Below are 22,760 nucleotides of genomic sequence, written 5' to 3'. Positions count from 1 at the left end.
GTCGGAGGCGGGACGGGGCTACCCGGGCCGCCCGGAGGCGGGGCCGGATGACCCGGCCCCGGGGGCGGGACGGGGTTGCCCATCGAGGGCGGCGGGCCCTGGGGAGCACCCTGCCCAGGGGCCGACGCCGGTGGCTCCGGCGTGCCCTGTCCGGGCGGTGCGCCGTTCGGGCGGGAACTGGACTGGTCCCATCCCCGACCGGGTTCCGAACGGTCGTTCTCCTGACTCAAGACCTGCTCCGTATGTCGCTTGGCTTTCGGCTCGGCACACACCGCGCCGACCGGGGCGGGACCCTATACCAGCCCCAGCCGAGACAGACCTCGTTGAACCCGAGGCCAGAACCCGGAGGAACCCTCCGGCCCCGGCAGCGCCGTCACCGCCGAGGAGGCCAGGTCGGCGGGGGCGTCCGCCAGCAGTGTGTAGACGAAGCCGTCCGCCTGCCACATGCTCTGGTACTGACCCACGTCTCCGCCGAAGATCGTCTCGTGCCCTGTTGTGACGCCTGTTCCCCCCGGTCCGGTTCCGACATATCCGTTCTGATCCGAATCGAGGTTTTCCTCCCCCAGTTTCCCACGTTGGACGAACACCGAGATCTGGGAGAGCCCGTCGGAGTAGACGGTGTGCACCACCCGGTGTTCCTCGTGGTGGGTGGACCTGGCGTCGACCAGGCGAAGGTTCCAGGACAGGTGCTCGGGCAGCGCCCAACCCTCGGCCCTCAGGTCGTCGCGTTCGGCGTGGCCGAGCGTGTCACCCCATGGTTCGTCGCCCAGAGTCCCCTCTGGCCAGTCCCGGTCACGAAGGCTCAGTTCGGTGAGTCGACTACTGAAGGCCGGTTCAGCGGCATGGTCGTAGACGTCGCGCCCCAGGAGCAGGTCGGTCGCTTCGTCCACCCAGAACCGCCCGGCGACGGTGTCGTCGGCACGTCGGGCCTCCACCACCTTGGCCGCGCGCCCGTCGAGCTCCTCGGGTTCGACCTCCACCACGCGGTAGGTGTCCTCCAGCATGGCCAGGAGGCGTTCGTCGAGGGTCTCCAACGCCGAAGAGGAACGCACCACGAACGGTTGCTCCTCCGCGCCCAGGGGCGCCATGGCCAGGCCCTCCCCCGGCCGGCTGATCACCCGCACGGCGAGCGCCCCCTGGGGGCCCTGCAACCCACGGACCGCGGTGTAGGCCACCCTGCCGTCGGCCTCGGCGGCACCGCGCAGCACCGCCATGCCGTCGTCCCCACCCTCTGCGGGGATCTCGGACGCGTCGGGGTGGGCCGCCGCGGTGAACAGCAGGACGCACAGCGCCACGACGAGAGCGAAGACGGCGGAGCGGGTACCTCCGCGCCTCACCGGGTCGTTTCGTTCGGGCCCGAGGGTGACCCGGGCTCCCTCGGCACTCCGGCGGGCCACGCGACGGACGGCTCCGTGGCCGGGTCGACGACGGGAATCTGCCGGCTGGTCACGGCGTGCTCCACCGCGTAGTCGGAAAGGCGCGGCTCGATCACCGGCGCGTTCTCGGGGTTCTCACCACCGGCGACGAACGCGCTGCCCAGCAGGGCCGTGGCCACCGCCAGGCCCGCCACGGCGTAGCGTCCACCGGAGAAGTACGGCGACCGGACGGAACCGTCCTCCGGTCGACGCACGGGGACGTGTCGCTCGGGACTGGTCCGCGGCGCGCGTCGCTCCGGGACGTTCCGGATCGGCTCCTCGGGAAACCCCCCGAGCGGCCGGGAGGAACCCAGTGGCGCGCTGGAGCCGAAAGGGCTGTCCATCCCTGGTCGGGCCATGAGCCGGCCCATGAAGTCCAGGTCCGGTTCCGGCTCGCCGAGCCCGGTCAGGCGACGCTTGAGCCGACGCATCATGTCGGCCTCGAACCGGCACGGCTCGCACTTGGCCAGGTGGATGAGGGCACGTTCGTGTTCGGCGGCGCCCAGTTCCCCATCGATGAGCGCCGAAAGACGCTCCCCGAGGTGATCCATGCTCACTCCGCCTCCTTGGTCGCGTTCGCCTGCGCTGCCAGGGAACGCCGGTGTTCGAGAGCACGACGCAGCTGTGCGCGACCCCGGTGGATGCGGCTGCGAACGGTGCCGAGCTTGACGTCGAGCGTGGCGGCGATCTCCTCGTAGGAGAGCCCTTCGATGTCGCACAGGACGACGGGAGCACGGAACTCGGCGGGCAGGGCGTCCAGTGCGCTCTGGATGTCGGCGTCGAAGTGCCGGTCGTCGTAGCGCTGGGCGGGCGAGGGCTCGCGGCCCTCCAGGCGCTCGTCGGCGTTGTCGGCCAGACCCTCGAAGCGGATCCGGGCCTTACGCCGGGCCATGTCGAGGAAGAGGTTGGTGGTGATCCGGTGGAGCCACCCCTCGAAGGTTCCGGGGGTGTAATTGGCGAGGGAGCGGAACACCCGGATGAAGACCTCCTGGGTGAGGTCCTCGGCGTCGTGCTTGTTGCCGCTGAGGCGGTACGCCAGGCGGTACACACGTGGGGAGTGCACCCGGACGACCTCTTCCCAGCTCGGGGGTTCCCATGCCTCGAACTCGACGGCAGGGCCGGTCTCTGGCACCGCAGCTCCCTTCATCCCCGAGGGTTCGTGGCAATCAACGTGTTCAACGTCGAAAGGCGCCGATTAAGTTCCCGCCGCCACGCGCGGAAGTTCGCACCCGTTCAGGCTAGTCTTTTGACCAGGAAGAGCACCTGACCGCGACCACCACTCTACGTTGAGTGACGAACTCGCCGGTCAGAGCGCATGCCCGTAGGGGAAATGGGAGGCCGTCATCAGCGCTGAAGAAAGCGTCGCTCGGACCGCGTGGGTGCGGACCGAACAGGCGCGGTTCGAGGAGGACGCCATGGGCGACGGCCCCCTGGCCGACGCCTACGACACGGGACTGCGCTCCGCGGCCCCTCCGGTGGACGCCGCGACCGGGGCCGCTCTGCGGTTCCTCACCGCGGCCATCGGCGCACGTTCGGTCGTGGAGCTCGGTACGGGTTGTGGAACGTCGGGCATCTGGCTGCTCCGCGGTATGGCGCCGGACGGAATCCTCACCACGGTGGACATCAACGCCGCCTACCAGGACTACGCGCGCGCCGCCTTCAATCGATCCGGCTTCGGGGCCGGCCGCGCCCGACTGATCCGCGGATCGGCCCTGGAGGTGCTCCCCCGACTCACCGACGGCGGTTACGACATGGTGTCGGTCGACGCCGACCAGACGTCCTACCCCGCCTACCTCGACGAGGCGCTACGCCTCCTGCGGCCGGGCGGTGTGGTGGTCTTCAACAACGTCATGGTCACCTCCAAGGAGCCGGACGGCCCCCTGCGCGTGCCCGACCGCGCGGAGGTCGCGGTGCGCGAGGTCATGCGCCGCATGCGCGAGGACGAGGAGTTCATCCCCCTGCTGATCCCGGTGGGCGAGGGCCTCCTGGCGGCCATCCGGCCCTGATCACGGCGCGGCGCCACGCCTGATCTCGCGACCTGTGGAAAACCCACCCGCGCGCCCTCACGCCGCGCAGGTGGGTTCGGAAACCGTGTGTACGCCTGATCCGCCAGGCCCGGGTCTCTACTTCCGGGCGAGCCAGCGCAGCAGGGTCCGAGTGGCGAAAGCGGTACCGCCCTTGCTGAGCAGCCCGCTCTCCTTCATCGACCGGCCCGGACCGGCGATGTCCAGGTGGGCCCAGGGCAGCCCACCGGTGAACTCGCGCAGGAACAACGCGGCGTCCGTGGCACCCGCCGGACCGAACTCCTTGCCACGCGTACCGATGTTGGCGAGGTCGGCCACCCGGGACTTGGTGGTGGGCACGTACTCCTCCGTCAGGGGCATCCGCCACAGTGGTTCCCCCGACGCGTCGCCGGCCTCGGCCAGCTCCCCGGCGACCCCGTCATCCGTGCTGTACAGGGCACCGATACCGGTTCCCAGCGCGACCTTGGCGGCGCCGGTCAGGGTGGCCACGTCGACGATGAGATCCGGCTCCAACTCCGCGGCCGCGTAACCCATGGCGTCGGCCAGGACCAGGCGGCCCTCGGCGTCGGAGTTGAGCACCTCCACGGTCTTGCCCGTGTAGGTGGTGAGCACGTCGCCGATTCGGGTGGCGTCACCGGAGAAGGCGTTCTCGGCCAGCGCCAGCAGGCCGGTGACCTTCACGCGGGCACCGACCGACGCCAGGGCGGAGAGCACCGCCAGGACGATCGCCGACCCGCTCATGTCGGTCTTCATCAGCGACATGTTGTCGTTGGGCTTGAGCGATAGGCCGCCGGTGTCGAAGGTGATGCCCTTGCCGACCAACACCACGTGCCCGGCGGGGCCCGCCGCACCGGCGAGGTCCTTCGGGGTGTAGGACAACTGCACCAGTCTCGGCGGGCGGGAAGAAGCCTGGCCGACGGCCAGAATCGCGCCGAAGCCCTCGTTCTTCAGGTCCTCCTCGTCCCAGATCCGCAGGCCCAGCCCCTGTTCCTCGGAAGTCTCCCGAGCGCGGGCGGCCATCCACTCGGGGTCCTTGGACAGGGACGGGGTGTTGATCAGGTCCCGGGCCAGGGCGGTGGCCTCGGCGAGGTGGGTGCCCAAGGCCAAGGCGTCGGTGAGGTGCTCGGTCTCGCCCACCACGTCGATCCTCGTGGGAGGACGCTGACCCTCGGGGGTTTCGGAGGTCTTCATCGTGAACGTGTAGGAGGCGAGCAGAGCGCCTTCGGCCAGTGCCGTGGCGGCCTCGGCCCCGACCTCACCGACCGCACCCGGCCAGGCCAGGGCGACGTGCTTCCTGCCCCGGGCCGCCCGGGCGAGGGCGGCGCCGGCCTTCCGGAGGTCGCTCGGGGTGCCCGAGCCGACTCCGAGAAGGGCCAAGCGGACCAGGCCCTCGTCCCGGGTCACCGGGAACTGGGAGAACTCACCGGACTTGCCGGTGAGTGTGTAGTGAACGAACAGATCGGTGAGTGCGGCCGGAAGCACCGCCGCGAGACCGCTGTCGGTGACTCCTTCGACCGGCTCCGGACCTTCCTCACCCGCGATAACGGGGAGGACCAGCAGGTCCGCGGTGGAATCGGCGAGGGTTCCCGTCAGGGGGTGGATCTCCGTGGCGAATGGCACAGGCCGCTCACAATCGTTCGCTCATCGTGGGAGGTGTGGAACCTCGGGGGTCATCAGGGCGTTCCGGCCCAGGTGGGGGACGAATCGGGTGTCGGAGCCATCCGACGGTGCCCTGTTATCCGACGACGCCCTGAAGCGCGTCCCGGAGTTCGGTCGCCTCAGCGGGCGTCAGCTCGACGACCAGACGGCCTCCGCCTTCGAGCGGGACCCGCATGATGATGCCGCGACCCTCCTTGGTGACCTCCATCGGCCCGTCACTGGTCCTCGGCTTCATCGCCGCCATGCCATTCCCCTTTCTAGGTGTTCCTCGCGGCCGGGGCCGACCCACAACACCGGCGCCGATCCACGTGTGTGTCTCGGCTCCGCAACCGTGGGCCGGTTCCGGGTGACTCGTGCCCGTGTGGCTTAAGGGACGTGAATCACTCTTCGCCCATTATCTCGGAGGTTGGCCCCTGTGTGTGCGCCAGGCGGCAGCCGGACCACCACCGTGGGCGATCGATAACGAGGAAGCTTTGGTCAGTAAGGTTATATCGGTCCCGACCGAAACCTGCCCGGACTGAGCCGGAGCGAGAGCGGAGTGAGCGCGCCCTTTTCGGACTTCTGCCCGGGACCGACGGTTTGAACCCGTCTTCGGACGAGCGACTGGAACACGGATTCACCTGCGGACTCGCGAGTTCACCCGGTCCGCCCTGCGTCAGGATCCTGCCTGGCCCACCCGGCTCCCTCCGGGGACCTTCACCACTTCGGAACTCAGTCGAGAGTCCCGGTGGAAACCATCCGGGTCCCCTCCTTGGTGACCGAGGTCCACTCGGCGTTGAGCCCCGGGCCCGATGTCGGCCACAAGGTGAGTTCGGCCTCGTCGACGCACCGTTCCTCGGGGTCGGAGGTCTCGATATAGGTGTACACCAGCCGGTCACCGTCACGTGCCGACAGTTCCAGGGTTCCGGAACAGGAGAAGGTGGTCCAGGCGGTGCTGCCGCGTTCGGCGCCTTCCTCGATCCGGACCTGGGCATCCCATTCGGCGACGGGGTCGCCTTCGGTGTTCACCTGGTGCATCAGACCCGACCAGGACCCTTCGAACTCGTCGGGTTCGGAGGTGGCCGTGACGGGTCCTTGGTCCGAGTCGTCCAGGTAGGCCCAGGTGGCGGCAACGCCACCGCCCACCAACAGGAGCACGATGGCCGCGATGCCCACACGGGTGATCCGACGTCGGCGTTTACCGTTGTGCCGGGTCGAACGGGGCGGCGGCCACAAGGCCAGTTGGCGCACCGGGGTGGAGGAGGAATCCTCGGGCTCTTCCTCCGCGCCCGCCCTGAGTTCGGCAGTTGTGTCCATCCTCGCCATCCTCACGACGATCCGTCCGCTCCGACGGAGCGGGGGGTACGCATGTACAGCGAACGAGAATAGAGCACCCGAACGCTCAGCAAAGGGCCATGGGGGACGGATCCGGTGTGATGCACGACATAGTAACCCGGTGGGGTTCCGGTGCGACCGGAAAGGTCGGCAGGGGCCGGGCCGTAGTCGAATCCGCCTTCGCGGGGCTCCACTCAGCCTTGGTCGTCCCGCTTGCCGCCGCCGACGGTGATGTCGTCTCCCTCGGGCGCGTACGCCTCCGGATCCGGGGTCGCCGCGGAGCGCTCCCCGGAGCGACTCACGGCGTCCGTGCCCTTCTCGGACTCGTGTGCGTCGGGACCGGTGGACTCCACCGCGCCCTCACCCGTCTCCGACGGCTCCGACACACTCGACGGCCCGGCCGATTCGACCGACCCCGACTCCGGCGATTCCGAAGAGGGTTTCGGCGCGTCCTCGGACCCTCCGTCCACAGCACCCTCCGGAGCGCCGTCCTCCGCCGTCCGCCCGAACGTCCCGGGCGTGGTGTCACCGGGCAGGTACGAGTCGGGGCTCGGCCCGGTGCCCTGAGGCACGTACGACGGGTCCAGACGGGCCAGACGCCACTCCAGGTCCTCGATCCGCTCCTCGCGTTCGCGCAGGGTCGCGGTCAGCCGCAGCAACAGCGCGTCGACCGCGCGCACGTGGTATCCCCAAAGCGCCAACGGCAGAAGCAACCCGCCGAGGTCGTGGGAGCCCACCGGGCGATCCTCCGGGAGGTCGAGCGGGGGGAAGTCGGCCTCGAACCGGGCAAGCTGTCCGCCCTTGCCGAGTACGACGAAGACCACGCCGACGAGAACGGCGAGCGCGGCGACGGCGACCAGGATCATGATGAAGTAGGGCACGGTTCCGATCGTGCCACACCGGCCCGCTGTCCCGGGAGTGGCGAGCCGTGGGAGACTCGCCAGGTGCCGAACCAGCCCTTCCGAGTCCTGACACCCGACGCCCTCGGTTCCCTCGACGGTGCCGACCGCGCCGGCGATGACACGGGCGCGGCCATCGACCCCGACGTGTTCACGTCGGTCGACGCCGGGCACCGGCCACCCACGGCGCGGGTCGAGGAACTGGTCGGGGCCGGCCACACGGTCCTGGTGCGCTGCGACCCCGCGACCGGCGGCCCCACGGGCGAAGGCCGGGGACACGCGACCGGGCGCGAGCGGCCCACGACCCCGTCCGCGACCACGCCCGTGCCCGCACTCGCGGGAACGGTGCCGGTGGACGCCGCGGAGGAGGTGGCCCTGGCCACGACCTACGCCTGGGCCGGGGCTCGGGTGTTCGTCACACGACACCCGGAACGGGTCCGTCGGGCGCTGGACATGGTCGCCTCCATCCGGGGCGAGCGCCCGCCCGCCGCCGTGCGCCGCGGCCTGGCCTGACCCGGGTCAGGCGCTGGGACCGGGTTCGTCCCTCTCGAACTTGTTCTCGATGTGCACGTGGGACTCTCGGATGGTCGCGATCACGTCGTCGGGATCATCGGTCACGTGCAGCAGGTCCATGTCCTGGGGAGAGATCAGGTTGTGCTTGAGCAGGCTGGACTCGACCCACTCGCGCATGCCGCCCCAGAACTCGGTGCCCACGAGCACGACCGGGAACCGCGTCACCTTCTTGGTCTGCACCAGGGTGATGGCCTCGAAGAGCTCGTCCAGTGTGCCGAACCCACCGGGCATCACCACGAAGGCCTGCGCGTACTTCACGAACATCAACTTGCGGACGAAGAAGTACCGGAAGGTGACGCCCACGTCGACGTACTCGTTGAGGGACTGTTCGAAGGGCAGCTCGATACCGAGGCCCACGGACATACCGCCCGCCTGTTGGGCTCCCTTGTTGGCCGCCTCCATCATGCCGGGCCCACCACCGGTGATGGTGGCGTAACCCGCTTCGGCGAGCTTGGCCCCCATCTGGACGCCCAGCTCGTAGTACTCGGTGCCGGGCTGGATCCGGGCGGAACCGAAGACGCTCACCGCGGAGGGCATTTCGGCCAGCAGCCCGAACCCCTCCACGAACTCCGACTGGATGCGCAGAACCCGCCAGGGATCGGTGTGAACCCAGTCGGAGGGCCCCCTCCGGTCGAGCAGGCGCTGGTCGGTCGTGGTGTCGGGGATCGCGCGGCCGCGGTAGGTGAGCGGTCCGGCGCGCCTCACGTTTTCTTCTTGCGTCATATTCGTAAAACTATCCGCACACGCCCACCCCACACTTGAACCACACGTGGCCGACCGGTGATCAGTAATAGCCGATCCGGTTCCGACCTGCGATAACACGCCTTTCAAAAGAGGGTCGGCCCAAGGAGGATCAGCGGCGTCCGGTGAGCCAGGCCACCATGCGCTCCTCCGCCTCGCGGATCTGCGGGATCTTCGCGTACTCGTCGCGGGTGTGCGCCAGCATCGGGTCGCCGGGGCCGTAGTTGACCGCGGGGACGCCCAGTTCGGAGAAGCGGGAGACGTCCGTCCACCCGAACTTGGCGCGGGCCTCGCCCTCCCCCACCGCGGTGACGAAGGCGGCCGCCGAGGGGTCGTCCAGGCCGGGACGGGCCGGGGCCGCGGAGTCGGTCACGGTCACCTCGAAGCCGGCGAACACCTCGCGCAGGTGCGCTTCGGCGTCGGCCGGGGACAGGTCGGGGGCGTAACGGTAGTTGACGCGGACCACGCACTCGTCCGGAATGACGTTGCCGGCGACACCGCCCTCCACGGACACCGCGTTGAGGCCCTCGCGGAAGGTCAGACCCTCCACCTCGGGCTGTCGCGGCGTGTAGGTGCGCAGCACGTCGAGGATCTCACCGGCCTTGTGGATGGCGTTCTCGCCCATCCAGGAACGGGCGCTGTGGGCACGCTTGCCGGTGGCCTCGACGTCGACCCGCATGGTGCCCTGGCAACCACCCTCGATGACGCCGTCGGTGGGCTCCATGAGGATGGCGAAGTCGCCGTGCAGCGACGCGGGGTCGTTGTGGCTCAGCCGGAGCAGGCCGTTGCGGGAGGCGTCGACCTCCTCGTTGTCGTAGAAGACGTAGGTGACGTCGTGCACCGGCTCCGCCACCAGGGCGGCCAGCTTGAGCTGGACGGCCACACCCGACTTCATGTCGGTGGTGCCGCAGCCGTAGAGACGGTCGCCGTCGACGCGAGAGGGCACGTTGTCGACGATCGGCACGGTGTCGAGGTGGCCCGCGATCACGATCCGGCGCTCGCGGCCCAGTTCGGTACGGGCGACGATCGCGTCACCGTCACGGGTGACGGTGAGGTGGGACACGGTGGACAGGGCGCTCTCGACCACGTCGGCGAGGGCCTTCTCATCACCGCTCTCGGAACGGATGTCCACGAGGGCGGCGGTCAGGTCCGCCACGTCCGAGGTCAGGTCCAGCATGGTGTCGCCCCGTTTCAGGTGTGCTTCGCGTATGGGTGCCAAAGGTTCGTCGCCACCCTAGAACAGCGGAGCGCCCCTCCCGAATACCGGAAGGGGCGCTCTGCTTCTTCGAGCTCCGAGCTGCTAGGCGTTGACGCCGTGCTCTCGCAGGAGGTCGTTCAGGGCGAGCTTCTCGTGCTCCTGCCCCTCCTCCAGACGCTTGAGCACCAGCAGCACCGGCATGCCGAAGTCGCCGCCGGGGAAGCTCTTGGTGCGGTTGGCGGTGACGCACACCGACCAGGCCGGGGCCTCGCCGCGGGGCAGTTCCTCACCCGTCTCGGCGTCGAAGACGCGCGTGGACGAGGTGAGGATGGTGCCGGCGCCGAGCTTGGCGCCCTTGCGCACGCGTGCGCCCTCCACGACCATGCTGCGCGAGCCGAGGAAGGCCTCGTCCTCGATGATGACCGGGGAGGCCTGCGGCGGCTCCAGGACGCCGCCGACACCGACGCCACCGGACAGGTGGACCTTCTCGCCGACCTGCGCGCAGGAACCGACCGTGGCCCAGGTGTCGACCATGGTGCCGGAGCCCACGTAGGCGCCGATGTTGGTGAAGGACGGCATGAGGACCACGCCGGGGGCCAGGAAGGAACCCCAGCGGGCGATCGCGCCGGCGACGACGCGAACCCCGTCGAAACGGGTCTTCAGCGGCATGCGGTCGTGGTGGTGGAAGTCGCCGACCTGCGACTCCTTCATGTCCAAGACCTTGAAACCGAGGAGGATGGAGCGCTTGGCGCGCTCGTCGACCACCACGTCGTCCGTGGCGGGGTCGACGAAGGCCACGCGGGCCTTGCCCTCGTCGATCTGGTCGATGGCGCCGGTGATGATCTCACGCGCCTCGGTGTGGCCGGGGGTCAGTTCGGAGCGCTGCTCCCAGAGTTCGTCGATCTGGTCGGGCAGCGGGCTGGTGTACGAGCTGGTCATGTGAACACACGTTAGTCGCTCGACGCGGGCGCGGGGCATGCGGCCCGCCCGCCCGCGCTGAGCGGTTGGCCACTCCTGGGTACCGATTCCTCCTGGTTTCACGGGCGTCCTTCGCCACGCCTACTACAATGCGGCCAGGCACGCCGAGCACCCCATCTGTTGGAACCCCCGGCGGCCGGCGCCCGGCCCCGTCCCCGCCTTCGCGCGAGGAGGTCCACGTGCGTCCCACTCGTCCCCGACCCTTGGTTCGCCCGTGCCCAGTAAGCGCAGGAAATTCTCCGCGTTCGCCAAGATCCTCATCGCCCTGACCCTCGTGTGCGGCCTGCTCGTCGGAGGGGCCTACTACGTGCTGACCACGTTCGAGCCCTTGGACACCCAGGAGCCCCCGGAGCCGGGATGCCGTCTGGACCTGTCCAACGGACGGTTCGACATGGAGCACGAACAGGCCCAGAACGCGACCACCGTCGGCGGGGTGGCGTTCAGCCGGGACCTGCCGACCCAAGCGGTCACGATCTCCTACGCCACCGTGTGGCAGGAGTCGCGCTTCTACAACATCGAGTACGGCGACCGGGACTCACTGGGGCTCTTCCAGCAGCGCCCCTCCCAGGAGTGGGGCGACCCGGAGGAGGTCATGGACCCGGTGTACGCCAGTCGGGCCTTCTACGACGAGCTGACCGAGATGCACAACTGGGAGAGGATGCCGGTCTACGAGGCCGCTCAGCAGGTGCAGCACAGCGCCGACGGGTTCGCCTACGACCAGCACGAGGCATTGTCGGAGCGGATGGCCGTGACCCTGGGCGGCGAGAACGGCGGTCAGATGACCTGCTGGTTCGACCAGGAGACCGTGGAGTCCCTGCGTTCCGGTGAGGCCGACACGGCGGGCGCGCAGGAGGCCATGGCCGATGTGTTCGGCACCGATCCCGGCGAACTGCCCGTGGACGAGAACCCGCCCAGGGGCGACCTGGGTTGGGCGATGGCCATGTGGGCCGTGGCGCACGCCGAGGAGTACGGGTTGAGCTCGGTGACCTACGAGAACATGCGCTGGCAGGTCTCCGATGGTCTGGACGACGCCCACGCCTGGACCGAGGTGGAGGACGACACCGGCGGCCGCGTGGTGCTCCGCTAGGCTGCCTCGGCATGAGTCCGGGAACCGTCGACCAATGGGTCGTCAACGCCGTTCAGAACGGGTGATCTCGCTCGCGGCGCCCCTCTCGGCGGCGCTGCGAGCGAGATCACCGGAACAGGATCAAGCGAGGCGTCGGACCGCTGCCTCGACGCGGTCGTCGGTGGCCGTGAAGGCCACGCGTACGTGGCGTTCGCCCGTCGGGCCGTAGAAGGCTCCCGGAGCGACCAGCAGACCCCGCTCGGCCAGGGCGCCCACGGCACCCCAGGCGTCGAGGTCCGGGTGGCTCGCCCACAGGTACAGGCCCGCGTCGGAGTGCTCGATCCGCCAACCCGCGCCCTCGAAGGCGGCGCGCAGCGCGGTGCGGCGGGCGCGGTAGCGCTCCTTCTGCTCGGCGGCGTGATCGTCGTCGTCCAAGGCGGCCTTCATGGCCGCCTGCACGGGTGCGGGCACGATCATTCCGGCGTGCTTGCGCACCGCCAGCAGTTCCGAGACCAGCTCGGGGTCGCCCGCGACGAAACCGGCGCGGTAGCCCGCCAGGTTGGAGCGCTTGGACAGCGAGTGCACGGCCAACAGGTTCTCGTGCGAGTCGCCGCACACGTCCGGGTGCAGGATCGACACCGGTTCGGCGTCGTCCCAACCCAGGTCGAGATAACACTCGTCGGAGGCGACGATGGCACCGCGTTCACGGGCCCAGGCCACCACCTTGCGCAAGTGGTCCTTGCCCAGCACCCGGCCGGTCGGGTTGGCGGGCGAGTTCACCCACACCAGCTTCACCCGGGCGGGCCCCAGAGCGGCGAGACCGTCGGTGGCCACCGGGGTGGCGCCCGCCATCCGGACACCCACGTCGTAGGTGGGATAGGCCAGCTCCGGCAACGCCACCGTGTCGCCCGGCCCCAGACCGAGCAGGGTGGGCAGCCAGGCCACGAACTCCTTGGAACCGACGGTGGGCAGCACGGCCCCGTCGGCCACGTGCACCCCGTGGCGACGCTCCAGCCACCCCTGGATCGCGGCGCGCAGTTCGTGGGTGCCCCACGTCATCGGGTAACCGGGCGAATCCGCCGCGGCGGCGAGCGCCTCGCGCAGGCTCGCCGGGACCGGGTCGACCGGGGTCCCGACGGACAAGTCGACGATGCCCTCGGGGTGGGCCGCCGCCGTCTTCTTGTACGGCGCCAGCAGGTCCCAGGGAAAAGTGGGGAGCCGGTCGGTCACCGGACGCCGTTCACCCATCGGGGCACTCTCCATCCTGTTCGTGGTCCTACACAACAGTGTCGCGCCGGCCCCCGGCGGGGGCCGGCGCGACACGTCACGTTCTCGTGGGCCTCATCACCACGCGACCTCTGCGCCAAGGGGAAGCCGTGGCTGTGTGCGGCTACTCCGCTTGGGGAGGCAGCTTGGCGATGATCGGGTGGTCGCGGTCGATCTTGCCGACCTTGGAAGCACCGCCCGGAGAACCCAGGTCGTCGAAGAAATCGACGTTGGCCTTGTAGTACTCCGACCACTGCTCGGGCAGGTCGTCCTCGTAGTAGATGGCCTCGACGGGGCACACCGGCTCACACGCACCGCAGTCCACGCACTCGTCCGGGTGGATGTAGAGCATGCGGTCACCCTCGTAGATGCAGTCCACGGGGCACTCGTCAATGCACGCCTTGTCCAGCACATCAACACAGGGCTGCGCGATGACGTAGGTCACGTCGTACTCCTTGTCTCACCCCCGCTTGCCCACGGGGGAGGCGGGACTTCAGAACTCCCAAGGTTACGGGCAACGTACGGGCGTCACCGGATCCATGGGGCTCTGCAAGCTATTGGCACAGATGTCGTTCTCTTAGTATGGCGCTGGAGTACAGCCAGCGCACACTCGGGGGCCCGGATTCATGCACTTGCGCGGACGACTGGTCCACAGAATCACCCATGACGACGTCGGTCGGCGTGTCTCACTGCGAATCGCCCTCCCCGAGGGCGGCTTCACCGATATCGTCGGAGTCGTGGAGTCCTGGGCCGAAGGTGTTCTCACCCTACGTCGCCGAGACGACTCGACGGTGGAGGTCGCCGAACGCGCCATCGCCGCCAGTCGTGTCGTTCCCCCCGCCCCCCCACGGCGGCGCAACGAGCGCCCTTAGACCCCACACGCAGGCATTCTTCGCCTCTTCCGGGGTAGGAGAGATTCAGCCCCGTCAGCGGTGCCCTCAACCGTGACCCAGGGCCGACAACGAAGCACCGAACCCACACGTCCCGACCTCCGGACGAACGGGCAAACGGCACGCGGGGAGGTGGCGCCCATTATGAGGGAGGCAGTCGCGTCCGCCCTCGCCGAACTGTCCCGGCGAGACGAGCGGGCCTCCGACATGGCCCGTCTGGCATTGGACACGCTCGCCCCCGACCAGGACCTGCAACGGCTCAACCAGCACATCGTCCAACGGTTCTGCTGGTACGAACTCCCCGTCCGTTTCCAGAACTCACCCGACGACCAGCTCTTCGCGGTGCGTTCCCTGGGGCACCTGTTCCAGCTGTTGCAGCTGTACCGCTACGCGAACGTGTGTTCCTCCCCCGAGACCACCACCCTGTTCAAGCTGTACGAGAACGATCACACCGCCGGGCTGGCCATGTTCGAGCGGCTCATGTGGGAGTCCGGGGTGGAACCCCCCGACCTGCCGGAGCTGACCTGGGGCACCGCCGTGGGCGACGTGGAGCTGAGCGCGCGCAGGGAGACCGCCGCCGCCCTCGAACTGGCGATCTCGCTGGGCGACATCCGGCCGGGCAAGCGCGGCTGGCGACCCGCCCAGGAAAGGTTCGCGCGTTCCTTCCTCACCCACCCGGACCAACGTGGCCTCAGCCACCTGGACCGGGTCCGGGAGGAACGGGTCCGCGCCTGGTTGTCGTCTACGGCGCATCCGCACCGGCAACGGCTGTGGCCACTGATGGGGCAGCTCATCGCGGGCACGGACGTGCCGCGTGACGCGCAGTCCGCCATGGCCCCGCTGTGTCGGCTGCTCGACCTGGCCTCGGAGGGAATCGCCCTCACCCAGATCGGCTATATCTCCCCGAGCGTGGTCCGGAGCCTGTGCGAGGACTTCGGTTGGCAGAGCACACCGAACCCACCGCGCAGTGAGACCGACGCGACACAGATCATCGCCCTGCACCAGGTGCTGCGTTCGATGCGCGCGGTGCGCCGGTCGGGACGCCGACTCGAACTGACCCGCCGGGGCCAGCAACTCCGCGATGACCCCGAATCGCTGTGGCAGGCCGCCACCGAGACCCTGTGCCGGACCGGCGGCATCCAACAGGCCTCCGCCGAGACCCTCCTCGGCATCCTGTTGACCCGCTCCCCTCAAGGACTGGGTTCGCACGCCCGGCGCGGCGCCTCCGACGCCGAGTCCGCCGAGCGAGTACTCACCGAGTCGGGGTGGCGTCCGGTGGAACCACCGGTGCCCGCCGGCCGGCACGCGGCGGCGCACCGGCGCACCGCCGAGACGTCCTCGGACCAGGTGCGCGCCATGGTGATGGCGGTGGGGTGGCTGTTGGAGGCGTTGGGGCTGGTCGTCGGAGACGAGAACGTGGGACGCCGGGAACTCACCCCCGTGGGTCGAGCGTTCGCGATCGCCTGCCTGCACAAGTCCGCCGTGGCCCCGCGCGCGGTGGTCTGAGGGGACCCTCCCGGCACCCTTCGGGAGTCGGCACCCGCTGCGCGGGGGTCCTGAACAGGCCCTAACCTGGAGCGCGAACCACCCGCGACCAGCAGGAGCATCATGCCCACGCCCGAGCCGCCCCAAGAGGCGGAAACCGACGACGCGACCGTGACCGGCACCGACGGCGAAGGCCCCGGTGACCAGGCTCGCGCCGCCGACCCGTGGGAGCAGATGCCCGAGGACGCCCTGAACCGTGCCGGGGTCGGCATCGCCGGTTCGGAGGAGACCGAAGAGGCCGAGGGCACCGAGGACAGCGAGGCCCGGAAGGCTTCCGACGACGCCGAGAGCACCGTGGAGACCGCGGACACCGAGGCGGCCGCGGAGACCCCCGTCGTGCCGAGCCGGGCGGACTTCCTGCCCAGCCCGTTGTTCGTTCTGGTGCTGGGTCTGGCCGGGTTCGCGGGCTGGCTGTCCTGGCGGGCCATCGAGCTGGAGTGGGCCGCCGAGGGCACCGCGGTCACCCCGCTCATCCCACCGCTGCTCATCCTGTTGGGCTGGATCGTGTCGGTGGCGGTGCACGAGTTCGCGCACTCCTTGGCCGCCCACCTGGCCGGTGACCGTTCCCTGCGCGGCTCCGCCTACCTGCGGTTGAACCCGTTCGGGTACCGGCAGGCCTTCGGCGGGCTGGTCCTGCCCGTGGCCTACCTGGGGCTGGGCGGTTTCGGTCTGAACGGCCCGCCCACGTACGTGGACTGGGACTCCATTCCGAGCCGGGGCCGCCGGGTCGTGGTGGCGTTGGCCGGTCCCCTGGCGAGCCTGTTGTTGTCGGCCGCGCTCGCGCTCACCGTCTCACTGCTGGTGCCGGTCGGTCAGGACAGCGTGAACTGGGCGATCTCCTCGCTGGCCTTCCTGTCCTTCGCGAACCTGACCAGCGCCCTGGTGAACCTGCTGCCGCTCCCCGGCCTGGACGGCTACCACGTCCTGGCGGCCTTCCGCGGCTCCAAGTGGACCGAGTTCGTGGTGGCCAACGGGCTGTTCTGCTCGATCGCGGTGTTCGCCGTGCTGTGGCTTCCGGTGATCCGCGACCTGTTCGACACCCTGATCTACACGTTCTTCGAGCAGATCCTGCCCAACCCGACCGTCTCCGGGATGATGTTCCACGGCAAGCTGCTGTTGCAGTTCTGGTCCTGACCGACCGCACCGGACCGCACACCCACCTCGCCCTTCACGAGCGCTCAGTCCTTCATGGGCGCTCAGTCCTTCATGGGCACTCAGTCCTTCGAGCCGTCCTTGGGCGGGTCGAAGGGGCTGCCCGGCATTCCAGGACGCAGGTCCGGCGGTGTCAGATTGATCCTGCCGCTCGCCGTGGTCGTCCACCGGGCAGCGGTCGTCTCCCGAGCGGCCGAAGGGCTCGGACCGGGCAGGGTGGCGCTGCGCATCACCCCGGCGGCCAACGCCATCATGGACCCGAACAGGTACACGTAATTGACCACCGCGGCGGAGAACACGATGTCCCCGCCGGGCAGGTAGCCGATCATGCCCAGCAGGGACAGGACGTAGCCGGCCGCGAACCCGGTGGCGCCGGACTGGCGTCGACTGCCCCAGGCCGCCAGCCGGGTGAGCGCGTACAGCAGCACCAGGAACACCACCACCCCGACGACGGACCCGGCCTGCACGAGGGTTCCGAGCGGCCAGTGGTGGGAGAACCAGGACATCCCGAACCCGGACAGCAACCCCACCGCCGCCCCGGTCAGGAGCAGGACGAGGAACGAGAGGGCGGTCATCGCCGAGGACAGGATGGCGGGCGGCCGGCTCTGGGGCCCCGCAGCGGATTCAGGTGTGGTCACGAAAGTCGAGGGTAGGCGCTCCCCGGCCGTGGGCGCGGACGGGGGCCGGGAGCGGGCCGTCACAGTCCGGCGAACAGGTCGTTCTCATAGCCGTCGACGTCGGCCTTGGGTGGTGGTCCCATCAACAGCGTGAAGTGCTCGACCGCGTCGATCTCCTGGGCGATCCCGTTGGACAGCGCGAACCGCTCCCCGTCCACGGTGATCTGGGTGGCGTGCGCGCGCATCGCCAGGGTCTTGGCGGCCCAGTGGTCGGTGGCGTCGATCCGGGTGGTGACGATCGAGTCGGGGGTGCCCCTGGCGATGTCGGAGACCTCGTCAGGCGGCGTGAAGGGTCCCGCCTCTTCGTTCAGTCGGGCGATGGACTCCTCGATCCGGGAGACCGGCTGGGCGATGGCGTAGAGCTTGTCGACCTTCCACGGGGTGCCCGGCAGGGCCCGTTCGCCTGCCTTGGCGCAGGCCCGACGGGTGATCCGGTGGGCCTGGACGTGGTCGGGGTGACCGTAGCCGCCGTGCTCGTCGTAGGAGACCAGCACGTGCGGGCGGACCTCGCGGATGAGCTCGGCGAGCAGGCGGGCCGCCTCTTCCACGTCGGCGCCCCAGAAGGCCCTGGGATGCTCGTTGGTGGGGCCGCCCATCATCCCGGAGTCCCGGTAGTGCCCGGGGCCGCCGAGGAACCGGTGATCGCGTACGCCCAGCGCCACACAGGCCTTGCCGAGCTCGTCGACCCGGTACTCGCCGAGCGTGTCGTCGCGGTCGGAGGTCAGGTGGTCCAGCTCGGGCGGGATCACCTCGCCCTCCTCGCCCAGGGTGCAGGTCACCAGGGTGACCTCGGCCCCCTCGGCCGCGTACTTCGCCAACGTGGCCCCCGTGACGATGCTCTCGTCGTCGGGGTGCGCGTGCACCATCATCAATCGCCTGTCACTCACGTGGCGAACAATACCGTCCGGATGTGGTCTTTTCTCGCCCAACACCCAGATCAGGGCAGGTCGGTCGCCATTCGGAGCACGCGGTGGGGGTGATGGGACACAATCGGCCTATGAGCTTTCCTCGCCAACAGGCCCGAACCCAGCGCTTCACGATCGGGGTCCCCCGGAACTTCCAGATCTCCCCGGACGGCGACCGCGTCACCTTCCTGCGCGGCCGGCACGGTATGGACAAGGCCACCAGTCTGTGGCAGTACCTGCCCGAGACCGGGGCGGTGACGGTCCTGGCCGACCCGACCGCACTCGGCGCCGACGACGAGAACCTTCCCCCCGAGGAGCGCGCACGCCGGGAACGGATGCGCGAACACGGTGGCGGCATCGTGTCGTACACGGTGGACGACGCCTTCACCCGCGCGGTCTTCACACTGTCCGGCCGGGTGTTCTACGTGGACCTGGTCGGCGACGACGCCGCCCCGCGCGAACTTCCCGTGGCCACCCCCGCCGTGGACCCCCGCATCGCCCCCGCGGGCGAACGGGTCGCCTACGTGCACAAGGGCGCGGTCCGGGTGATCGACATCGTCGACAACGGTGACGAGGACCGCGACCGCGTGCTGGTGGAGCCGGACGGCGAACACGTCACCTGGGGCCTGGCCGACCTGGTCTCCGCTGAGGAGATGGGCCGGATGCGGGGCTTTTGGTGGTCGCCCGACGGCGCGTTCCTGGCGGTGAGCCGGGTGGACGAGTCCGAGGTGAACCGTTGGTTCGTCGGCGACCCCAACCGGCCCGACCAGGAGCCGCAACCGCTGCGCTATCCGGCGGCCGGCACCGCCAACCCGGACGTGCGCCTGGCCGTGGTCACGGTGCCCTCCCCCGTCGCCTACCGGCGCGACGGCCGCCCCGAGCCCACACCCATCGAGTGGGACCGCGAGGAGCTGCCGTACCTGCCCACCGTGGACTGGACCAGCGGACCGGACGGCAACGCCACCCTGGTCTTCACCGCCCAGAGCCGGGACCAGGGCACCCTCGCCCTGTTCAGCGCGGATCCGGCCACGGGGCTGGTCTCACGCACCCGCACCGAGAGCGACGACATCTGGGTGGAGCTCATGCCGGGTGTCCCGGACTTCACCGCCTCGGGACGGTTGGTGTGGATCGGTCGTGAGAACGGCACCGGTGAACGCCGGGTGTACGTGGGCGACAAGGCGATCAGCGGAGACTCCTACGTGCGCGCCGTGGTGGGCGTGGACGGCGACCGGGTGCTGTTCGCCGCCTCCCCGGCGGGCCGCCCCGGCGACCAGTCGCTGTGGTTGGCCGACACCCGTCAGGGCACGTGCGCGCCGGTGGAGCTGCCCGAGGGCGCCGACGACGGCCACGGTGGGCTGCGCGCCGGTCGGCTGCGCGGCGACACCCTCGTGTTGCAGCACAGGTCGATGGACTTCACCGGGGTGCGGACCTTCGTGGTGCGGGGCGCGAGCACCGAGACCCGCCGTACCCACGGGGAGATCGAGAGCGTCGCCGAGACCCCGGAGCTGCCGGAGCCGCGTGTGACGACCTGGCTCGCCGGGGAACGGAAGATCCCCACGGCGTTGGTCCTGCCGTCCTGGTACCGCGAGGGCGAGACGCCACTGCCGGTACTCATGGCGCCCTACGGCGGCCCGCACGCGCAGCGGGTGCTCAACGCCCGTGGCGCCTACCTGTCCTCGCAGTGGTTCGCCGAGCAGGGCTTCGCCGTGCTCATCGCGGACGGTCGGGGCACCCCGGGCGTGGGTGTGGAGTGGGAACAGGCGGTCCACCACGACCTCGCCGAGCCGGTGCTGGCCGACCAGGTGGAGGCGTTGGAGGACGCCGCTCGACGGTTCGACTGCCTGGACACCTCCCGGGTCGGCATCCACGGGTGGTCGTTCGGCGGTTACCTGGCGGCGCTGGCCGTGCTGCGCCGCCCGGACGTGTTCCACGCGGCCGTGGCGGGCGCCCCGGTGATCGACTGGTCGCTGTACGACACCCACTACACCGAGCGCTACCTGGGCCTGCCGCAGGAACAGGAGGAGGTGTACGCGGGTTCGTCCCTGCTCTCGGACGCCGCGAAGCTGGAGCGCCCGCTGATGCTCGTCCACGGGCTCATCGACGACAACGTGGTGTTCGCGCACACCCAGCGGATGTCGGAGGCGCTGTTGGCCGCGGGCCGCCCGCACACGGTGCTGCCACTGGCCGGGGTGACGCACAGTCCCTCCGACCCGGTGACGGCGGAGAACCTGCTGCTGCTTCAGGTGGACTTCCTCAAGGAGAACCTCAAGGGCGGCCAGGGGGCGTAGCCCTCGGGGCGTTCGACGCGGGTCCCGGCGCCGAGGAGCGCGCCGGGGCCCGCTTGCGGTGGGGCGGTGCTCAGCCGTTACCCCGCGATCTCGTGTTCCTCGGGGACCTCGATCTCGACCGGCTGATCGAAGCGGAAGAACTTCACCGTGTGCATGAGGGTCAGAGTCTCATCCGGGCTCTCCACGGGTTCGTCGGTCACCCCCTCCAGGTAGATGCCGAGCGGATACCCCTCGGCGGAGATCCAGACCTCGAACTCTGTGTCCAAGATCCTGGGTTCGGCGAAAACGCCGAACTCGTAGACCATGGTGCCGGTGTAGTGGTGCCCTTCCCGACCGATCTCCGCAGCTCCTTGAAGCCGTTGTTCCCGAAGCTCGTCGTCCAGCAACTCACCGAAGATGTAGGTGTCATCCGTGGTGGAGCGACCGGTGTACTCGATCTCCACCTCTTGGTCCAGAATCTCCTGGAGCAGGTTCACCAGGTTCTCCCAATCGGCGCGAAGGTCGACACCCACCTGATCGTCACTGGGATTCCGGCGGTATTCGCGTTCGATCGGATCATCGACGCCGATCCTCTGGGCGTCCGTGAAGTACACGTGCTCGTCCAGGTCGGCCCCGCTCGCGAGGATGCCATCGGCCGCCCACAGGTAGGTACTCTGCGTCATCAGGGGTTCGGGGTCCCGCGTGTACACGTAGTGGGTCGGCATCGCGGATCCCACGTCGTTGTGCTCCAGGACTTCGTAGGTGGTGAAACTGTCGGCCTCCATCGCCAGGCCGATGGAATCGGCCAGCACGGCCGCGCCGTCCTCCGGGCCGGAGTCGACGGCGAGGGTGTCGTCCTCCGGGCTCTCCTCGGCGACCACCGTCTCCTCGACCGGTTCCTCGTCCCGGAGGTACAAGGCTCCGGCCCCCGCCCCGGCGCCGACCAGCGTCAACGTACCCACAACGGCCACGATCCCCTTGACGCCCGAAAGGGCGCCGAGCAGCCCGCCGCCGCCCGCGGCTCCCCCGCTCGCGCCGGCGACCATCCCAGAAGCGGCGCCCGCACCGGTTCCGGCGGTGTTCGCCGCGAGGGCCCCTCCGGCACCCGCCGCACCCGAACCCATCGCTCCGGTTCCGACCACGCCCAGGCCCACCGCCGAAGCGGTTCCCAGCGCGACCGCCCAGCGGGCCGGGTCGTGTCCGGCCATGTCCACACCGCGCCAGTAGTCGGCCAGCATCGCGCGCAATACCCGCTGCGTACGGGCACGGTCGGGGGCCGGAGCGGCGTCGACGTTCTCGACCTCCGTGACAGGTAGCAGCGCGGCCAAGAGGTCGACCGCGGCGGGCCGCTCCGATGCGGCCACCGACAGTGCCCGCTCCACCAGGGGTAGCAGGTCCTCGGGCACCCCTTCGATGTCGTGGTCGCCCGTCTTGACCCGTTCGGCCAGTTCCGCCGGGCTCCCCTTGCCGAAGGGGTCCCGGCCGGTGGCGGCCAGGGCCACCAGGCCGCCCCAGGCGAACACGTCCGCGGCCGGGTCGGCGACGGCACCGGCGTAGCGTTCGGGCGCCGTCCATCCGGGGGTCCCGTAGGAGGCCGAGGCGTCCTGTCCGGGGTCGGTGCCGATCTCGATCGCGATCCCGAAGTCCACGATCTTGGGCCCGTCCGGGGCCAGGATCACGTTGCCCGGTTTGATGTCGCGGTGCGCGATCCCCGCAGAGTGCAGTTCGGCCAGTCCTTCGGCCGTGCCCAGGGCGAACGTGCGCAGCATGTCCGCGGGCAAGGGACCGAACTCGCGCACGTGGCGGCGCAGGTCCCGGCCGGGCACGTAGTCGAAGGCCAACCACGGAACCGGCGCCGTCGGGTCGGCGCCGTGGACGCGGGCGGTGCTGATCCCGTCGGCGCGGCGCAACATCTCGACCTCGCGGACGAACGCCTCCCGGTGTCCGGGCCGGTCCGCGTACTTCGTGTGGACGGTCTTGAGCGCGATACAGCGCCCCTCGGAGTCCAACCCGGCGTACACCACGCCCATGCCGCCGGCCCCGATCCGGCCGACCAACCGGTAGGGGCCGATCAGGCGGGGGTCGTCCTCGGTCAGCGGGTCGAGGCCGGGCGGAAGACCCGGTGGGTGGTCGGAGGGATGGTCCGACCCCACGGCGGGGACATGGTGCGGTCCGGGGGTGGGTTCCTCGG

General features: G+C 69.9%; 22 protein-coding genes. 7 read left to right on the top strand and 15 right to left on the bottom strand.

Going from position 1 to position 22,760, the window contains the following annotated elements:
- Positions 1–293: 293 nt before the first annotated feature.
- Genes BQ8420_RS25150 through sigE form a run of 3 tightly spaced genes read right to left on the bottom strand, consistent with a single transcriptional unit; the run spans position 294 to position 2,562 of the window.
- Complete coding sequence (locus BQ8420_RS25150; protein WP_087101842.1) at positions 294–1,337, bottom strand: transcriptional regulator; 1,044 nt, start codon at positions 1,335–1,337, stop codon at positions 294–296.
- On the bottom strand, positions 1,334–1,966 hold the full coding sequence (locus BQ8420_RS25145; protein ID WP_087101834.1) for an anti-sigma factor: 633 nt from the start codon (positions 1,964–1,966) through the stop codon (positions 1,334–1,336). Before BQ8420_RS25145 ends, BQ8420_RS25150 begins: the two co-directional genes overlap by 4 nt.
- Positions 1,967–1,968: 2 nt before the next feature.
- Positions 1,969–2,562 (bottom strand): RNA polymerase sigma factor SigE, encoded by a 594-nt coding sequence (sigE, locus tag BQ8420_RS25140; protein WP_087101832.1) that lies wholly within the window; start codon positions 2,560–2,562, stop codon positions 1,969–1,971.
- A 268-nt stretch (positions 2,563–2,830) separates the two neighbouring features.
- On the opposite strand from sigE, the gene BQ8420_RS25135 reads away from it, so the two are divergent.
- On the top strand, positions 2,831–3,421 hold the full coding sequence (locus BQ8420_RS25135; protein WP_087101840.1) for an O-methyltransferase: 591 nt from the start codon (positions 2,831–2,833) through the stop codon (positions 3,419–3,421).
- Positions 3,422–3,538: 117 nt separating this feature from the next.
- Here the strand turns inward: BQ8420_RS25135 and BQ8420_RS25130 are convergent, their stop codons facing one another.
- The 4 genes from BQ8420_RS25130 to BQ8420_RS33235 form a co-directional block, all read right to left on the bottom strand.
- Positions 3,539–5,059: a leucyl aminopeptidase gene (locus tag BQ8420_RS25130; RefSeq protein WP_087101830.1), complete on the bottom strand. Its 1,521-nt coding sequence runs from the start codon at positions 5,057–5,059 to the stop codon at positions 3,539–3,541.
- A gap of 115 nt (positions 5,060–5,174) precedes the next feature.
- On the bottom strand, positions 5,175–5,342 hold the full coding sequence (locus BQ8420_RS25125) for a DUF3117 domain-containing protein (RefSeq protein ID WP_087101828.1): 168 nt from the start codon (positions 5,340–5,342) through the stop codon (positions 5,175–5,177).
- 467 nt (positions 5,343–5,809) lie between these two features.
- Positions 5,810–6,394, bottom strand: coding sequence for a hypothetical protein (locus BQ8420_RS25120; RefSeq protein WP_087101826.1), 585 nt, complete (start codon positions 6,392–6,394; stop codon positions 5,810–5,812).
- A gap of 212 nt (positions 6,395–6,606) precedes the next feature.
- On the bottom strand, positions 6,607–7,293 hold the full coding sequence (locus BQ8420_RS33235; RefSeq protein WP_143847563.1) for a hypothetical protein: 687 nt from the start codon (positions 7,291–7,293) through the stop codon (positions 6,607–6,609).
- 63 nt (positions 7,294–7,356) lie between these two features.
- Between BQ8420_RS33235 and BQ8420_RS25110 the strand changes: the two genes are divergently transcribed.
- Positions 7,357–7,824 carry a hypothetical protein gene (locus BQ8420_RS25110; RefSeq protein ID WP_087101824.1) on the top strand — a complete coding sequence of 156 codons (468 nt, stop codon included), beginning with the start codon at positions 7,357–7,359 and terminating at the stop codon, positions 7,822–7,824.
- 6 nt (positions 7,825–7,830) lie between these two features.
- Here the strand turns inward: BQ8420_RS25110 and BQ8420_RS25105 are convergent, their stop codons facing one another.
- From BQ8420_RS25105 to BQ8420_RS25095, 3 genes are all read right to left on the bottom strand, one after another.
- Positions 7,831–8,607 (bottom strand): TIGR00730 family Rossman fold protein, encoded by a 777-nt coding sequence (locus BQ8420_RS25105; protein WP_200816094.1) that lies wholly within the window; start codon positions 8,605–8,607, stop codon positions 7,831–7,833.
- A gap of 130 nt (positions 8,608–8,737) precedes the next feature.
- Positions 8,738–9,802 (bottom strand): succinyl-diaminopimelate desuccinylase, encoded by a 1,065-nt coding sequence (gene dapE, locus BQ8420_RS25100; RefSeq protein ID WP_087101838.1) that lies wholly within the window; start codon positions 9,800–9,802, stop codon positions 8,738–8,740.
- Between the two features lie 123 nt (positions 9,803–9,925).
- Positions 9,926–10,762: a 2,3,4,5-tetrahydropyridine-2,6-dicarboxylate N-succinyltransferase gene (locus BQ8420_RS25095; protein WP_087101820.1), complete on the bottom strand. Its 837-nt coding sequence runs from the start codon at positions 10,760–10,762 to the stop codon at positions 9,926–9,928.
- A gap of 253 nt (positions 10,763–11,015) precedes the next feature.
- On the opposite strand from BQ8420_RS25095, the gene BQ8420_RS25090 reads away from it, so the two are divergent.
- On the top strand, positions 11,016–11,888 hold the full coding sequence (locus tag BQ8420_RS25090) for a hypothetical protein (protein ID WP_087101818.1): 873 nt from the start codon (positions 11,016–11,018) through the stop codon (positions 11,886–11,888).
- A gap of 120 nt (positions 11,889–12,008) precedes the next feature.
- Here BQ8420_RS25090 and dapC read toward each other — a convergent pair whose 3' ends face one another.
- Complete coding sequence (dapC, locus tag BQ8420_RS25085) at positions 12,009–13,115, bottom strand: succinyldiaminopimelate transaminase (protein WP_087101816.1); 1,107 nt, start codon at positions 13,113–13,115, stop codon at positions 12,009–12,011.
- A gap of 142 nt (positions 13,116–13,257) precedes the next feature.
- Positions 13,258–13,578 carry a ferredoxin gene (fdxA, locus tag BQ8420_RS25080; RefSeq protein WP_087101814.1) on the bottom strand — a complete coding sequence of 107 codons (321 nt, stop codon included), beginning with the start codon at positions 13,576–13,578 and terminating at the stop codon, positions 13,258–13,260.
- Positions 13,579–13,759: 181 nt separating this feature from the next.
- On the opposite strand from fdxA, the gene BQ8420_RS32905 reads away from it, so the two are divergent.
- The 3 genes from BQ8420_RS32905 to BQ8420_RS25065 all read left to right on the top strand — a co-directional run bounded on the left by BQ8420_RS32905 (position 13,760) and on the right by BQ8420_RS25065 (position 16,702).
- Positions 13,760–14,005, top strand: coding sequence for a hypothetical protein (locus BQ8420_RS32905; protein ID WP_087101812.1), 246 nt, complete (start codon positions 13,760–13,762; stop codon positions 14,003–14,005).
- A gap of 162 nt (positions 14,006–14,167) precedes the next feature.
- Entirely contained in the window at positions 14,168–15,529 is a 1,362-nt protein-coding gene (locus tag BQ8420_RS25070) for a hypothetical protein (protein WP_087101810.1), read from the top strand.
- A gap of 102 nt (positions 15,530–15,631) precedes the next feature.
- Complete coding sequence (locus BQ8420_RS25065; protein WP_087101808.1) at positions 15,632–16,702, top strand: site-2 protease family protein; 1,071 nt, start codon at positions 15,632–15,634, stop codon at positions 16,700–16,702.
- A gap of 80 nt (positions 16,703–16,782) precedes the next feature.
- Here BQ8420_RS25065 and BQ8420_RS32900 read toward each other — a convergent pair whose 3' ends face one another.
- Both BQ8420_RS32900 and mshB read right to left on the bottom strand, forming a co-directional pair.
- Entirely contained in the window at positions 16,783–17,358 is a 576-nt protein-coding gene (locus tag BQ8420_RS32900) for a hypothetical protein (protein WP_235006482.1), read from the bottom strand.
- Positions 17,359–17,417: 59 nt separating this feature from the next.
- A complete protein-coding gene (gene mshB / locus BQ8420_RS25055) occupies positions 17,418–18,284 on the bottom strand; it encodes an N-acetyl-1-D-myo-inositol-2-amino-2-deoxy-alpha-D-glucopyranoside deacetylase (protein ID WP_200816093.1) in 867 nt (288 codons plus the stop codon).
- A 110-nt stretch (positions 18,285–18,394) separates the two neighbouring features.
- Here mshB and BQ8420_RS25050 point away from each other — a divergent pair, with 110 nt between their 5' ends.
- Positions 18,395–20,590 carry a prolyl oligopeptidase family serine peptidase gene (locus BQ8420_RS25050; RefSeq protein WP_087101804.1) on the top strand — a complete coding sequence of 732 codons (2,196 nt, stop codon included), beginning with the start codon at positions 18,395–18,397 and terminating at the stop codon, positions 20,588–20,590.
- A gap of 77 nt (positions 20,591–20,667) precedes the next feature.
- On the opposite strand, the gene BQ8420_RS25045 is transcribed toward BQ8420_RS25050, so the two are convergent.
- A partial coding sequence (locus BQ8420_RS25045) for a serine/threonine-protein kinase (RefSeq protein WP_369825544.1) occupies positions 20,668–22,760 on the bottom strand: 2,093 nt, incomplete at its 5' end.

Source organism: Nocardiopsis sp. JB363 (genome assembly GCF_900143625.1).
Taxonomy (GTDB): Bacteria; Actinomycetota; Actinomycetes; order Streptosporangiales; family Streptosporangiaceae; genus Nocardiopsis.
The sequence above is the reverse complement of the archived record's forward strand: the minus strand, read 5'-3'. Positions and strand labels throughout refer to the sequence as shown.

Excerpts from the sequence above, each read along its gene's own strand:
- BQ8420_RS25120 (WP_087101826.1), bottom strand. The coding sequence starts at position 6,394 with ATGGACACAACTGCCGAACTCAGGGCGGGCGCGGAGGAAGAGCCCGAG.
- BQ8420_RS25145 (WP_087101834.1), bottom strand. The coding sequence starts at position 1,966 with ATGGATCACCTCGGGGAGCGTCTTTCGGCGCTCATCGATGGGGAACTG.
- BQ8420_RS25050 (WP_087101804.1), top strand. The coding sequence starts at position 18,395 with ATGAGCTTTCCTCGCCAACAGGCCCGAACCCAGCGCTTCACGATCGGG.
- BQ8420_RS25065 (WP_087101808.1), top strand. The coding sequence starts at position 15,632 with ATGCCCACGCCCGAGCCGCCCCAAGAGGCGGAAACCGACGACGCGACC.
- sigE (WP_087101832.1), bottom strand. The coding sequence starts at position 2,562 with ATGAAGGGAGCTGCGGTGCCAGAGACCGGCCCTGCCGTCGAGTTCGAG.
- BQ8420_RS25070 (WP_087101810.1), top strand. The coding sequence starts at position 14,168 with ATGAGGGAGGCAGTCGCGTCCGCCCTCGCCGAACTGTCCCGGCGAGAC.
- dapE (WP_087101838.1), bottom strand. The coding sequence starts at position 9,802 with ATGCTGGACCTGACCTCGGACGTGGCGGACCTGACCGCCGCCCTCGTG.
- BQ8420_RS25135 (WP_087101840.1), top strand. The coding sequence starts at position 2,831 with ATGGGCGACGGCCCCCTGGCCGACGCCTACGACACGGGACTGCGCTCC.
- BQ8420_RS25125 (WP_087101828.1), bottom strand. The coding sequence starts at position 5,342 with ATGGCGGCGATGAAGCCGAGGACCAGTGACGGGCCGATGGAGGTCACC.
- BQ8420_RS25095 (WP_087101820.1), bottom strand. The coding sequence starts at position 10,762 with ATGACCAGCTCGTACACCAGCCCGCTGCCCGACCAGATCGACGAACTC.
- BQ8420_RS32905 (WP_087101812.1), top strand. The coding sequence starts at position 13,760 with ATGCACTTGCGCGGACGACTGGTCCACAGAATCACCCATGACGACGTC.
- dapC (WP_087101816.1), bottom strand. The coding sequence starts at position 13,115 with ATGGGTGAACGGCGTCCGGTGACCGACCGGCTCCCCACTTTTCCCTGG.
- BQ8420_RS25105 (WP_200816094.1), bottom strand. The coding sequence starts at position 8,607 with ATGACGCAAGAAGAAAACGTGAGGCGCGCCGGACCGCTCACCTACCGC.